The organism is Allofournierella sp. CML151 (assembly GCF_027853465.1).
In the GTDB taxonomy this organism is placed as follows: Bacteria; Bacillota; Clostridia; order Oscillospirales; family Ruminococcaceae; genus Allofournierella.
This window is the reverse complement of record NZ_JAPNNW010000017.1, coordinates 22,416-35,916: the sequence shown is the minus strand read 5'-3', so window position 1 is coordinate 35,916 and position 13,501 is coordinate 22,416. Positions and strand designations below refer to the sequence as shown.

Here is a 13,501-nt window from a genome sequence, read left to right as displayed (position 1 = left end):
ATGCCAAAGGATACGAGCATTAAAAAAGTTCTGGTGATCGGCTCCGGCCCCATCATCATCGGCCAGGCGGCCGAGTTCGACTACTCCGGCACCCAGGCCTGCCGCGCGCTGAAGGCCGAGGGCATCGAGGTGGTGCTGGTGAACTCCAACCCCGCCACCATCATGACCGACCCCAACATCGCCGACCGGGTGTATGTGGAGCCCATGACCCCCGAGGTCATCAAGCGCATCATCCAGAAGGAAAAGCCGGACTCCATCCTGCCCAACCTGGGCGGCCAGACCGGCCTGAACATGGCCATGACCCTGGCCCGGGAAGGCTTCCTGGAGGCCGAGGGCGTGCGTCTGCTGGGCTGCAAGCCCGAGACCATCGACCGGGCCGAGGACCGTCAGCTGTTCAAGGACACCATGGAGAAGCTGGGCGAGCCCTGCATCCCCAGCAAGGTGGTGGAGAACCTGGACGATGCCCTGGCTTTTGCCAAGGAGATCGACTACCCCGTGATCGTGCGCCCCGCCTTCACCATGGGCGGCACCGGCGGCGGCATCTGTGAGGACGAGGCCCAGCTGCGCGAGATCGGCACCAACGGTCTGCGCCTGTCTCCCATCCATCAGGTGCTGATCGAGAAGTGCATCGCCGGCTGGAAAGAGATCGAATACGAAGTGATGCGCGACGGCAAGGGCAACGTGATCACCGTATGCAACATGGAGAACTTCGACCCCGTGGGCGTGCACACCGGCGACTCCATCGTTGTGGCTCCCAGCCAGACCTTGTCCGACAAAGAGTATCAGATGCTGCGCTCTTCCGCGCTGCGCATCATCACCGAGCTGGGCATCGAGGGCGGCTGCAACTGCCAGTTCGCCCTGAAGCCGGACAGCTTCGAGTACGCGGTCATCGAGGTAAACCCCCGCGTGAGCCGCTCCTCCGCGCTGGCCTCCAAGGCCACCGGTTACCCCATCGCCAAGGTTGCCACCAAGATTGCCATCGGCTACAGCCTGGACGAGATCACCAACGACATCACCGGCCAGACCTGCGCCTGCTTCGAGCCCGCGCTGGACTACTGTGTGGTCAAGTTCCCCAAGTGGCCCTTCGATAAGTTCGTTTACGCCAAGAAGGACCTGGGCACCCAGATGATGGCCACCGGTGAGGTCATGGCCATCGGTCAGAGCTTTGAGGAGGCTCTGATGAAGGCGGTTCGCTCCATCGAGCTGGGCCTGGATACCATGGACCTGCCTCACCTGGCCGAGTGCACCGACGAGGAGATTCGCGCAAAGCTGCACGTCTGCGACTCCGACCGCAGCTTCGTGGTGTTCGAGGCCATCAAGCGCGGCTTCGATTTCGAGGAGATCTACGCCGCCACCAAGATCGACTACTGGTTCCTGTCCAAGCTTGCCAAGCTGGCCGACACCGAGAAGCGTCTGGCCGCCGGTGAGATGAGCATGGAGCTGTACAAGCTGGCCAAGCGCCAGGGCTTCACCGACAAGGCCATCAAGCGCATCAGCGGCTGCACCGAGCTGCCCGCCCGTCTGCGCGCCGGCTTCAAGATGGTAGATACCTGCGCCGCCGAGTTTGCCGCCCGCACCCCCTACTTCTACTCCAGCTTTGACGAGGAGAACGAGGCCGCTCAGTTCATCGCCGACCATCCCACCGACAAGAAGAAGGTGCTGGTATTCGGTTCCGGCCCCATCCGCATCGGCCAGGGCATCGAGTTCGACTACTGCAGCGTGCACTGCGTGTGGACCCTGAAGAAGTTCGGCTACGAGGCCGTGATCGCCAACAACAACCCCGAGACCGTTTCCACCGACTTCGACACCGGCGACCGGTTGTACTTTGATCCGCTGGACCCCGAGAGTGTGGAGAACATCCTGGAGACCGAGAAGCCCTGGGCCTGCGTGGTTCAGTTCGGCGGCCAGACTGCCATCAAGCTCACCAAGCACCTGACCGAGCTGGGCGTGAAGCTGCTGGGTACCCCGGCGGACGCCATTGACGAGGCCGAGGACCGTGAGCGCTTCGACGAGCTGCTGGAGCGCTGCGGCATTCCCCGCCCGAAGGGACACACCGTCTTCACCACCGAGCAGGCCCTGGCCGCGGGCAGCGAGCTGGGCTACCCGGTTCTGCTGCGTCCCAGCTATGTGCTGGGCGGTCAGAACATGATCATCGCCTACGGCCCGGACGACGTGACCGAGTACATGGCCATCATCGCCGAGCACACCGATATGGAGAACCCGGTTCTGGTGGACAAGTACCTGATGGGCACCGAGTGTGAGGTGGACGCCATCTGCGACGGCGAGGATTACCTGATCCCCGGCATGATGGAGCACGTGGAGCGCGCCGGCATCCATTCCGGCGACTCCATCAGCGTCTACCCGCCCCGCACCCTGTCTCTCCGCATCAAACAGATGCTGGTGGAATACACCGGCCGTCTGGCCCGTGAGCTGAAGGTGGTAGGCCTGGTGAACATCCAGTATGTGGTGTACAACAACCAGGTTTACGTCATTGAGGTGAACCCCCGTTCCAGCCGTACCGTGCCCTACATCAGCAAGGTGACCGGCGTTCCCATGGTGGAGCTGGCCGTGCGCTGCATGCTGGGTGAGAAGCTGAAGGATATGGGCTGGGGCACCGGCATCCGTCCCGACGCTCCCTATGTGGCCGTCAAGGTACCCGTGTTCAGCTTTGAGAAGCTGCACGGCGTGGACACCCAGTTGGGACCCGAGATGAAGAGCACCGGCGAGGTGCTGGGCATCGCCCGCACCTTCAGTGAGGCGCTGCTGAAGGGCCTGGTGGGCGCCGGCTACAAGTTCCAGAAGCCCCGCAGCGGCAGCTGCTGCCTGATCACCGTGAAGAACGCGGACAAGCTGGAGATTCTGGACACCGCCTGGCAGCTGAAGGACATGGGCTACAAGCTCTATGCCACCAGCGGTACCGCCAAGACCCTGAACAGCAACATGATCGCCTGCAACACCGTGCGCCGCATCAGCGACGAGCATCCCAACATTCTGGACCTGCTGGAAAGCGGCCTGGTGGACTACGTGATCTCCACCTCCGATCACGGCCGTGACCCGGATCTGGACAGCGTGAAGATGCGCCGCAAGGCTGTGGAGCTGAGCGTTCCCTGCCTGACCGCCATCGACACCGCCAAGGTGCTGGTGGAGACCCTGCGCAGTGGTGCTACCCTGGACGACGTGGAGCTGATCGACATCTCCACCCTGTAAGAACAAAACTTCTCGCTTTATCAAACGCCGCCGGAAACATCCGGCGGCGTTTTCTTTCTGCCTTTTGCTGACAGAAACTGCCCGAACCGGTATAATAAAAGAAAACGAGAACCGGCGCGCCCCGGCAGGGCGAATGCCGGAACAGGAGGCAGGGTCCATGAAGCGAAACGCACCGGAATATGATGCCTGGAACGCACAGATGCCGGAACAAGAGTCTTGGCAGGAGCCGGACGGCTTTTCGAACCAGCTCCCGGAGCAGAAAAGCGCAGGCGCAGCCCGGCTGCTGCCTCTGGCCATCTGCGCCGTGCTGCTGGTGGTACTGCTGGCAGAGGGGGCGTTTTTCTGGCTGCGGGGCCGTCAGCTGGAATGGCGGAATGCGGTTTATGTGCCGGATGCCCAGCAGAGCATGTACCAGGCGGATGAGAGCTTTTCCTTTGGTCCGTATCAGCGAGCCGTGAAGGTGAGCGGCCAGGGGGAGGACCTGGGGCCGATCACCGGCATTGCCCAGGGAGAAAAAATCGTGCGTGCGGCGGTGAGCCTGGGCGCAATGAACCAGGCCGCCTGGGACTGCGACGGGGCGTTTTATCTGCAGAGCGGCGGCGTATATTACCCAAACCTGGGCGGCTACGAGCTGGAACAGGAGCACCCGGAATGGGCCATGCGTGCACTGAATGGCTACGAGCTGTGCGGTACCGGTATGGAAGAGGGCTGGGTATATTTCCTGGTGCCGGAATCCGTGAGCGAGGGAACTCTCTGGCTGCACTGGCTGGAAAAGAATGAGGACTACAACACCGAAAGCGTACAGGCAGCGGGAGTGGCCGTGCGGTTTGACCAGGAGGTGACCGGCGATGATTGAGGATACCCGCAAGGGAATGGGCCTTTGGGTACTGGCGGGCCTGCTGGTGCTGGCCATTCTGGGGACCGGCGTCTGGGGCGCCATGCATCTGAGTGCGCTGGGCACCGCTCCCGGCTGGTATGCCTCCATGGATGGGGTACAGATCGAGCCGGTGCAGCCGGAAGGCGCGCAGGAAGGTTACGAATATTACCGCCTGCATTTCGTGCTCACCAACAACAGCGACCAGGATGTTTATGTGGCGGCATGGAACCTGGGCATGCGCCCGGTGAAGGGGTACGAATATGCAGTGGATGTGTGGGACCCCTGGGACGAGAGCATTACCCTGGAACAGGAGTCCTGTGTGCCGGTGGGCTGCATCGGCGACGTGGAGCTGATTTTGGAGGTGGACCCGGAAGAACTGGACACCAAAACCCTGCAAATTACCCTGGACCCCTATGGCGAAACACCCCTGGAACTGGGGGAAGTGGAGCTGCCCTGAATTGCACGCGAAATCTTTTAGAAACGTTCATATATTCTTAATATCGGGAATGTATCCTAGAATAGTAGAATTGAACCGATACCACTTGAAAAAGGCGGAGTGAATATGAAAACAACAGGACCCAAAAATCCTAAAAAGGCACTGATCTATTACTACGTGGCCGCGGTGGTGATCCTGCTTCTGCTCAATGCGCTGGTGTTCCCCAACATCATGCGCGGTTCGGTGACCGAGGTGAGCTACAACCGCTTCGTCACCGATCTGGAAGAGGGCAAGGTGAGCGTGGTGCAGGAGGATGCATCCAACGGCACCATCACCTATCAGGCACTGGACGAAAACGGCAAGGAGCGGATCTATCAGACCGCGTGGGTCAATGACCCGGACCGGGTGGAGCGGCTGCTGGAGGCCAAGAACCCGGAAGGCGGCGAGGTGGAATACGGCGGTGTGATTCCTACCAAGACCTCGCCCATCATGAATCTTTTGTTCAGCGTGGTGCTGCCGGTGCTGTTCATGGTGCTGCTGGGCCAGCTGCTCATGCGCTTTATGATGAAGCGGATGGGCGGACCCAATGCCATGAGCTTCGGCAAATCCAATGCCAAGGTGTATGTGGAGGCCCAGACCGGCAAGACCTTCGCGGACGTGGCCGGGCAGGATGAGGCCAAGGAAGCCCTGGCTGAAATCGTGGACTTCCTGCACAATCCAAGCAAGTACAACAGCATCGGCGCCACCCTGCCCAAGGGTGCCCTGCTGGTGGGTCCTCCGGGTACCGGTAAGACCCTGCTGGCCAAGGCTGTCGCCGGTGAGGCGGGCGTGCCCTTCTTCAGCATCGCCGGTTCCGAGTTTGTGGAGATGTTCGTGGGCATGGGCGCGGCCCGTGTGCGCGACCTGTTCAAGCAGGCGGCGGAGAAGGCCCCCTGCATCGTGTTCATTGACGAGATCGACACCATCGGCAAGAGCCGTGACAATGCGGCCGGCATCAGCGGCGGCAACGACGAGCGGGAGCAGACTCTGAACCAGCTGCTCACCGAGATGGACGGCTTTGACGGCAGCAAGGGTGTTATCATCCTGGCGGCCACCAACCGGCCTGAGACTCTGGACAAAGCCCTGCTGCGCCCCGGCCGGTTTGACCGGCGCATTCCGGTGGAGCTGCCGGACCTGGAGGGCCGCGCTGCCATCCTGAAGGTACACGCCAAAAAGGTCATGGTGGACGAGAATGTGGACTTCATGGCCATTGCCCGGGCCACCAGCGGTGCTTCCGGCGCCGAGCTGGCCAATATGGTGAACGAGGCCGCGCTGCGGGCGGTGAAGCAGAACCGCCGCATTGTGAACCAGAGTGACCTGATGGAGGCGGTGGAGACCGTGATCGCGGGCTACCAGCGTAAGAACAAGGTGCTCAACCCCAAGGAAAAGCGGATTGTGGCCTACCACGAAATCGGCCATGCGCTGGTGGCGGCCAAGCAGACCAACAGCGCCCCGGTGGCCAAGATCACCATCGTGCCCCGCACCTCCGGCGCGCTGGGCTATACCCTGCAGGTGCCCGAGGAGGAGACCAACCTGCTGAGCCGTGAGGAGGCCTTCAACAAGATCGCCACCTTCACCGGTGGCCGTGCCGCCGAGGAGCTGATCTTCGGCAGCTACACCAGCGGCGCCTCCAACGACATCGAACAGGCTACCCGGCTGGCCCGAAATATGGTCACCCGGTTGGGCATGAGCAAGGAATTCGACATGATGGCCCTGGCCACCGTGAACAGCCAGTACCTGGGCGGCGACGCCTCGCTGGCCTGCAGCGAGGGTACCGCGGAGAAGATCGACCAGGAGGTTCTGGAGCTGATCAAATCCGCCCATGCCAAGGCCATGGAGATCCTGAAGGACAACGTGGACAAGCTGCATGAGCTGGCCGCCTTCCTGATGGAGCGGGAGACCATTACCGGCGAGGAGTTCATGGAAATTCTGAACCGGCAGCCCGAGCCCACAGCTCCGGCCCAGCAGTTGCCCGGCTGAGCATACAAATGAGCATCCCCGGCACGGCGTTTTGTACAAAAACGCCGTGCCTTTTTTGTGTGCAGCAGAGGAAAAGGGTTGACAAGGCGGGCACATCTCTCTACAATTAATTTGCAAGCAAACGAAATAGGAGGGAAGAACCGTGCAGCAAAATCCACAGAACCAGGATGTGAGCCTTCAGATCAAAAAGCTGGATAACCAGATTCTGCGGCGCATCCATTCGCTTTACGACCGGCGCAAGCTGCAGGAGTGCACCCTGCAGAACATGTGGGTCACTGATTTTCTGTTCCATAAAGAGCAGCAGGAGGAGCCGGTGTTTCAGCGGGATGTGGAGGAGGAGTTTGCCATTAACCGGGCCACAGCCTCCAAGATGCTGGCCCTGATGGAGGAAAAAGGGCTGATCCGTCGGGTGAGCGATGCCCGGGATGGCCGCCGCAAGGCACTGCAGCTGGAACCGGCGGGCAGGGAATTGCAGCGGCGGTATTCCGCCATCCGCCAGGAGCTGGAACAGCAGCTGGTGAGCGGGTTCTCTCCGGAGGAGCTGAACCAGCTGCGCCGTTTTCTGGCCCGCATGCAGGCCAACCTGTAAGCGGGACGCCCGAAAAAGGGCGCGGCACCCGCAAATAGTTTGCTAACAAACAAAAGAGGGAAGAGGGAAAATCAATGAAAAGCGATCAGGAGCTGTTTCTGCGCACGCCGGTGAAAAAGGCGGTGCTGCGCATGGCCATTCCCACGGTGATTTCGTCGCTGGTGCTGGTGATCTACAATATGGCCGATACCTTTTTCGTGGGCCAGACCAACGATGCCTGCCAGGTGGCGGCGGTCTCGCTGACCAATGCGGTGTTCGTGATGTACATGGCGGTGGCCAACCTCATCGGCATCGGCGGCAGCGCGGTTATCTCCATTCTGCTGGGGCAGAAGGAGGAGAAGCGAGCCAAGGAGGCTTCCGCCTTCTGTTTTTACAGCGCGCTGGCTGTGGGGCTGGTGGCTGCGGTGGCCATTCTGCTGGGCATGGACCCGCTGCTGCGTATCCTGGGCAGCACGCCGGACACCTGGGAATTTTCCCGGGATTATCTGTTTTACATTGCGGTGGGTGCGCCCTTTATTCTGCTGGCCAACGCCTTCGGCCATGTGGTACGGGGTGAGGGCGCGGCCAGCGCCTCCATGCTGGGCGGTATGATCGGTACTGTGGCCAACATTATTCTGGACCCGATCTTTATCCTGACTCTGGATATGGGCACTGCAGGCGCGGCCATTGCCACGGTGCTGGGCAACGTGTTCGGCTGCGTGTATTACATCTACTATCTGACCCGGAAAAGTCCGCTGCTGTCCATGCATCCCCGGTATCTGGCGAGCTGCGGGCGCATTGCCCGGCGCGTGGTAAGCATTGGGATTCCCGCGGGCATCAACTCGGCGCTGATGAGTATTTCCACCGTGCTGCTGAACAATGCGCTGGTGCCCTACGGGGACACCGCGGTGGCCGCCATGGGCATCGTGACCAAGGTGTATATGTTCATTGTGTTTGTGCATATGGGCATTACCAACGGCATTCAGCCGCTGCTGGGCTACTGTCACGGCGCAGGAGCAGCAAAGCGGTTTGGTGCCATCCTGCGGTTCAGCGGGGTACTTACGGTGGTGTGCGGCACGCTGCTCAGCGGGTTCTACATCGCGTTTGCGCCGGGTGTGGTCCGGGCCTTCATCGATGATGCACAGGTGATTGAATACGGGGCCGCGATGCTGGTGGCCACCTCGCTGGCCGGCCCTGTTCTGGGCCTGCTGTTTCTGACCATCAACAGCCTGCAGGCGATGGACCGGCCGGTTCCGGCCACGTTGCTGTCGCTGTTCCGGCAGGGCGTGTTCTTTATCCCGCTGCTGTTTGTGCTGGGGCGGCTGTTCGGTTTGAATGGCATCAACTTCACCCAGACCACGGCGGACTATCTGGCCATTGTCATTGCACTGTTTTTGCTGGTGCGGGCGCTGAGGCAGCAGCGCGCTGTTCTGGCGGCGCAGGAGGCTTGAGGGGCTATTCCGTTTCGGCTTCGGGCATGCTATAATAATTTTGTATGCACAAAAAAGAAAACCCCCGCGGCCGGTGGTGCGCGCCTGCGCACGGGACCGGGCGGGAATATACGAAACGGAGTAAATAAACTATGTTATACAGTGAGCTGAAATGCAGCCCCGAAATCCTGCAGGCCGTGGAGCGTATGGGCTTCACCGAGATGACCGAAGTACAGGAGAAGGCCATTCCGGTGATGATGGCAGGCAAGGATGTGATCGCCAAGGCTCCCACCGGCACCGGCAAGACCTGCGCCTTCGGCATTCCCATCATTGAGCGGATCAATCCGGAGAGCAACAAGCCCCAGGCGGTGATCCTGGCCCCCACCCGTGAGCTGGCCCAGCAGATCGCCGAGGAGCTTACCGAGCTGGCCCACTTCCTGCCCAAGGTGCGCATTGTCTGCGTATACGGCGGCGCCAATATCCAGCGCCAGGCTGAGAAGCTGAAGAAGGGCTGCCAGATCGTGGTGGCCACCCCGGGCCGCCTGATGGACCACATGCATCACAAGAACATCGACGTGAGCGGCGTGACCAGCATCGTGCTGGACGAGGCCGACGAGATGCTGAACATGGGCTTCTACAAGGATGTGCGCCGAATCATCGATTCCATGAAGGCCCGCAAGAGCCTGTGCATGTTCAGTGCCACCATCAGCCGCGAGGTGATGGACATCGGCTGGCTCTACCAGCGGGACGCCGAGGAGATCAGCGTGCAGCCGGTGCTGGAAAGCCAGCCCAAGATCCACCAGTACAAGCTGCTGACCACCGGCCGCAACAAGCTGGCGGACCTGGCCCAGATCATCATCTCCGGCGAGTACAAGCGGGTGATGGTGTTCTGCAACACCAAGTTCACCACCGCCATCCTGACCAACCAGCTGGCCCGGCTGAACTTTGTGGTGGACTGCCTGCACGGCGATCTTTCCCAGAGCGACCGGAACAAGATCATGGCCAGCTTCCGGGAGGGCAACATTGCGGTGCTGGTGGCCACCGATGTGGCCGCCCGCGGCATCGACGTGGACGACGTGGACGCGGTGATCAACTACGACGTGCCCGGTGCCAACGAGCACTACACCCACCGCATCGGCCGTACCGGCCGCGCCAAGCGGGAGGGCGTGTCCTACCTGATGTACACCGCCGAGGAGACCAAGCGAGTGGATGAGCTGCTGCGGCTGACCCGCAACGAGGCTATCCCGGTGCACTGGAACGAGGACCATACCGCCCTCATCGAGGAAAAGGTGGAAAAGGTGGATAAGTTCCAGATCCGCAGCTACTTTTAAACAATCTCCGGGCCGGTTTGTGGAAAACCCGCCCGGCTTTCGAAAACAAGAAAAGCGCATCCCATCCGGGATGCGCTTTTTGTCGTTTTCGAGGCAGAAATTACAGGCCCAGCTGCAGCAGCATTTTCTGCAGGCTCTCGCAGCAGGCGGCCAGCTGATCCTGCTCTTCCGGCAGCAGGGTCACTTCCAGCACCCGCTCGCGGCCGTTTGCACCGATCACACAGGGTACGCTCATGGCCACCTGCTCCAGGTCGTACTCGCCCTGCAGCACGCAGCTTACCGGCAGCACGCAGCGCTCGTTCAGCACGATGGCGCGCACCAGACGGGCCACGCTCTGGGCAATGCCGCTGGAGGTGAAGCCCTTCAGCTTCAGCACCCGCAGGCCGGCGGCCTTGGTGTCTGCCAGAATCTTTTCCTTGTCCAGCGCGGCGCTCAGGCCAAAGGCGCGGGGCAGCTCGTCCACCGGAATACCGGCCACATTCACCATGCTCCAGGGGATGAAGGCGCTCTCGCCGTGCTCACCCAGCAGGTAACCGTGCACATTCTTGGAGTCCACGTTGCACTGGGCGGCGATGAGCTGACGCATGCGGGCGGTGTCCAGCAGGGTGCCGGTGCCGAAGATTTTGTCGGCGGGGTAGTTGTATTTGGTCTGAGCAAAATAGGTGACCAGGTCCACCGGGTTGGTGACCACGATCAGAACGGCACTGCGGGTGTAGCGGGTAATTTCGGCCATCACCGCGTCCATCACGGCGATGTTCTTTTCCGCCAGCACCCGGCGGTCGTTGTCACCGGCCTGAATGCTGGGACCGGCAGTCATCACGATGATGGAGGCGTCCGCGCAGTCGGCGTAGCTGCCCACCCGGATGGTGGTGTTGGTGGAATAGGCGAAAGAGGTGGTGTGCAGAGCGTCCAGCACCTCGCCCAGAGCCTTGTCTTCGTTGGCGTCGATCACCACGATCTCGCTGACCACGCTCTGGGCCAGGATGGCGTTCAGAGTGGCGCTGCCCACCATACCGGCGCCAATCAGCACCAGCTTGCCTTCTTTCATACGCATAAGGGGATTCCTCCTAACATAATCTCATGGAACCTGCGCAAAAGGCGCAGAAAAAACCAGGGCGCGGGCCGTAAGGCTTCCAAAACACCCTGGTTTTTATTATGAATCAGAATTGCAGCATTTGTCAATCTGCATAAAACAGGAAAAAGATTTTTGGTGGACTGGCCAAAGCGTTGGCAGAGACAGCAGCACCTCAATCGGCGGCAGATTCGGAACCCGCAGCTTCCAAGGTATCATCGGGCGCATTCAGGAAGGCGTCCACCCATGCCTTTGCTTCCTGCAGCTGGCTGGCCTCCACATACAGATCATACCCCAGCAGAGAGGTGCCCAGATAGATACTGGAAGCCTGTCCCAGCGTGCCGGACTCCCGCAGATAGCTGGGGATGCCGTTGTCCTCCAGGAGTTCAGCCAGCATCCCGGCCAGTGCATAATCCGGCAGATTGACCAGATGAACCGGGTCCTGAGGCATATGGTGACCGGGCCGGTCCTTGAGAGAAAAATCCCATTCCGCACGGAGTGCGGGCTCCAGGGGGCCGCCGCATTGTGGGCAGGCCGGGGCGTCATCTGGTATGTTGCACTGGCAATGAGAGCACCAAAGCATACACACACTTCCTTTCCAGTCGGAAAACCGCTTTTTCTTTATTATAGCATGCACGTTGCTTTCTGTGGAAAAAGAACGACCCGTTCCTTTTGGGGGAACGGGCCGTTTGCATCTTATTGGCAGAATGGCGGTTGCTTACATGCTCTCGGGTACGGTGACCTTGAACATGGTCAGCACGTTGGCGATGACCTGCTTCACGGCCAGGCACAGAGCCAGACGGGCCTGACGGGCGGCGGGCTCTGCGTCCTTGATGCGGCAGGCGTTGTAGAACTTGTGGAAGGAACCGGCCAGATCAATCACGTAGCGGGTGATGCGGGCGGGCTCGTAGTTCTTGGCGCTGGTCACGATCTCGGCGGGGAAGGCGCTCACAGCACGGATCAGCTCCAGCTCGGCGGGGTCGCTGAACTGGTAACCGGCCCAGGCGGTGTGGCCCTCGTAGGAGATGCCCTCGCTGGCCAGCTTCTTCACGATGGAGCAGATGCGGGCGTGGGCGTACTGCACGTAGTATACCGGGTTGTCGCTGTCCTCCTTCACGGCCAGATCCAGGTCGAAGTCCATCTGGCTGCCTGCCTCGCGCAGGTTGAAGAAGAAGCGGGCGGAATCGATGGGCACCTCGTCCAGCAGGTCGGTCAGGGTGATGGCCTTACCGGTCCGCTTGCTCATGCGCACCTGCTGGCCGTCCTTCACCAGCTTGACCAGCTGCATCAGGATCACGTCCAGATCCTCACCGTTCAGGCCCACGGCATCCATAGCGCCCTTCATGCGGGCCACGTGCCCGTGGTGGTCGGCGCCCCAGATGTCGATGGCCTTGTCGAAGCCGCGTACGGCCAGCTTGTTGTAGTGGTAGGCGATGTCCGCCGCGAAGTAGGTGGGAATGCCGTTGGCGCGCACCAGAACCTCGTCCTTGGCCTCGTCCTCATCCTTGCGCTTGTTGGCCGCGCCGTACTTCTCGCTGTACTGGGCGCTCTTGTACATGATGGCGCCGTCCTCGGCCTTGTAGCAGGCGCCGGTGGCCAGCAGCTTGTCGATCACTGCCTGCACCGCGCCGGAGTCGTGCAGGGTGCTCTCGCGGAACCACACGTCGTAGGTGATGCGGTACTTGGCCAGGTCGCGCTCCAGACCGGCAATGTTCTTGGGCAGGCCGTAGTTGATCAGGGCCTGCTTGCGGGTCTCCTCGTCAGCGTCCACGTACTTGTCACCCTCGATGGCGGCAAACTCGGCGGCCAGCACCTTGATGTCCTCGCCCTGGTAGCCGTCCTCGGGGAAGGGTACGGCCTCCTCGCCCTTGAAGTGCTGCAGGTAACGGGCGGACAGGCTCTTGCCGAACTTCTGAATCTGGTTGCCCGCGTCGTTCACGTAGAACTCACGGGTCACATCGTAACCGGCCCAGTCCATCACAGCGGCCAGGCAGTCGCCCAGCGCACCGCCGCGGGCGTTGCCCAGATGCATGGGGCCGGTGGGGTTGGCGGAAACGAACTCCACATTGATCTTCTTGCCCTCGCCGAAGTCGGTACGGCCGTACTGCTCGTTCAGGGTCGCGCCGTAGACCACGCTGGAGAACCAGCCGGGGGCCAGGAACAGGTTGATGAAGCCGGGACCGGCCACCTCTACCTTGGAGAAGATGCTGCCCTCCAGGCTGGGCAGGTGGGCCAGAATCGCGTCGGCAATCTGACGGGGAGCCTTTTTGAAGACGCGGGCACCGGCCATGGCCAGGTTGCTGGCCACGTCGCCGTTCTTCACGTCGCCGGGGATCTCCACGATGAAGTCGGGCAGATCGGTCTGAGGCAGCTCACCGGCGGCCATGGCAGCCTGAGCGGCCTGGGTCAGCAGGGCGCGGGCCTCATCCAGCGCATTCTTGCGGGGATTGTAGTTCTTGTAGGTTTCCTTCATCTCGGCGATCATGGATTCGTATTCCGTATTGGTCATATCGATCGGTATTCCTTTCCTTTTAAACTTGAAGGCGCGCGCCGCGCCGGGA

10 protein-coding genes are annotated in these 13,501 nt (G+C 61.2%); 7 read left to right on the top strand and 3 right to left on the bottom strand.

From position 1 onward, the window contains the following. The 7 genes from carB to PH256_RS11720 all read left to right on the top strand — a co-directional run bounded on the left by carB (window position 1) and on the right by PH256_RS11720 (window position 9,868). Window positions 1-3,207 carry a carbamoyl-phosphate synthase large subunit gene (carB, locus tag PH256_RS11750; protein WP_087185200.1) on the top strand — a complete coding sequence of 1,069 codons (3,207 nt, stop codon included), beginning with the start codon at window positions 1-3 and terminating at the stop codon, window positions 3,205-3,207. A 157-nt stretch (window positions 3,208-3,364) separates the two neighbouring features. Then, entirely contained in the window at window positions 3,365-4,063 is a 699-nt protein-coding gene (locus PH256_RS11745; RefSeq protein WP_270914339.1) for a hypothetical protein, read from the top strand. Further along, complete coding sequence (locus tag PH256_RS11740) at window positions 4,056-4,541, top strand: hypothetical protein (RefSeq protein ID WP_270914338.1); 486 nt, start codon at window positions 4,056-4,058, stop codon at window positions 4,539-4,541. The genes PH256_RS11745 and PH256_RS11740 overlap by 8 nt, the downstream gene beginning before the upstream one ends. Window positions 4,542-4,646: 105 nt before the next feature. Next, window positions 4,647-6,539, top strand: a complete 1,893-nt coding sequence (gene ftsH, locus PH256_RS11735; RefSeq protein WP_270914337.1) for an ATP-dependent zinc metalloprotease FtsH — start codon at window positions 4,647-4,649, stop codon at window positions 6,537-6,539. Between the two features lie 142 nt (window positions 6,540-6,681). After that, window positions 6,682-7,128 carry a MarR family winged helix-turn-helix transcriptional regulator gene (locus PH256_RS11730; protein ID WP_270914336.1) on the top strand — a complete coding sequence of 149 codons (447 nt, stop codon included), beginning with the start codon at window positions 6,682-6,684 and terminating at the stop codon, window positions 7,126-7,128. A 74-nt stretch (window positions 7,129-7,202) separates the two neighbouring features. After that, entirely contained in the window at window positions 7,203-8,558 is a 1,356-nt protein-coding gene (locus PH256_RS11725) for an MATE family efflux transporter (RefSeq protein ID WP_270914335.1), read from the top strand. A 131-nt stretch (window positions 8,559-8,689) separates the two neighbouring features. Further along, window positions 8,690-9,868: a DEAD/DEAH box helicase gene (locus PH256_RS11720; RefSeq protein WP_270914334.1), complete on the top strand. Its 1,179-nt coding sequence runs from the start codon at window positions 8,690-8,692 to the stop codon at window positions 9,866-9,868. A 100-nt stretch (window positions 9,869-9,968) separates the two neighbouring features. On the opposite strand, the gene PH256_RS11715 is transcribed toward PH256_RS11720, so the two are convergent. The 3 genes from PH256_RS11715 to argS all read right to left on the bottom strand — a co-directional run bounded on the left by PH256_RS11715 (window position 9,969) and on the right by argS (window position 13,449). Continuing rightward, complete coding sequence (locus PH256_RS11715; RefSeq protein ID WP_087185536.1) at window positions 9,969-10,922, bottom strand: L-lactate dehydrogenase; 954 nt, start codon at window positions 10,920-10,922, stop codon at window positions 9,969-9,971. A 193-nt stretch (window positions 10,923-11,115) separates the two neighbouring features. After that, a complete protein-coding gene (locus PH256_RS11710) occupies window positions 11,116-11,523 on the bottom strand; it encodes a putative signal transducing protein (protein ID WP_270914333.1) in 408 nt (135 codons plus the stop codon). Between the two features lie 135 nt (window positions 11,524-11,658). Beyond that, window positions 11,659-13,449, bottom strand: coding sequence for an arginine--tRNA ligase (argS, locus tag PH256_RS11705; RefSeq protein ID WP_242956199.1), 1,791 nt, complete (start codon window positions 13,447-13,449; stop codon window positions 11,659-11,661). Window positions 13,450-13,501 lie beyond the last annotated feature (52 nt).

Excerpts from the sequence above, each read along its gene's own strand:
- carB (WP_087185200.1), top strand. The coding sequence starts at position 1 with ATGCCAAAGGATACGAGCATTAAAAAAGTTCTGGTGATCGGCTCCGGC.
- PH256_RS11745 (WP_270914339.1), top strand. The coding sequence starts at position 3,365 with ATGAAGCGAAACGCACCGGAATATGATGCCTGGAACGCACAGATGCCG.
- PH256_RS11740 (WP_270914338.1), top strand. The coding sequence starts at position 4,056 with ATGATTGAGGATACCCGCAAGGGAATGGGCCTTTGGGTACTGGCGGGC.
- ftsH (WP_270914337.1), top strand. The coding sequence starts at position 4,647 with ATGAAAACAACAGGACCCAAAAATCCTAAAAAGGCACTGATCTATTAC.
- PH256_RS11725 (WP_270914335.1), top strand. The coding sequence starts at position 7,203 with ATGAAAAGCGATCAGGAGCTGTTTCTGCGCACGCCGGTGAAAAAGGCG.
- PH256_RS11720 (WP_270914334.1), top strand. The coding sequence starts at position 8,690 with ATGTTATACAGTGAGCTGAAATGCAGCCCCGAAATCCTGCAGGCCGTG.
- PH256_RS11715 (WP_087185536.1), bottom strand. The coding sequence starts at position 10,922 with ATGCGTATGAAAGAAGGCAAGCTGGTGCTGATTGGCGCCGGTATGGTG.
- PH256_RS11710 (WP_270914333.1), bottom strand. The coding sequence starts at position 11,523 with ATGCTTTGGTGCTCTCATTGCCAGTGCAACATACCAGATGACGCCCCG.
- argS (WP_242956199.1), bottom strand. The coding sequence starts at position 13,449 with ATGACCAATACGGAATACGAATCCATGATCGCCGAGATGAAGGAAACC.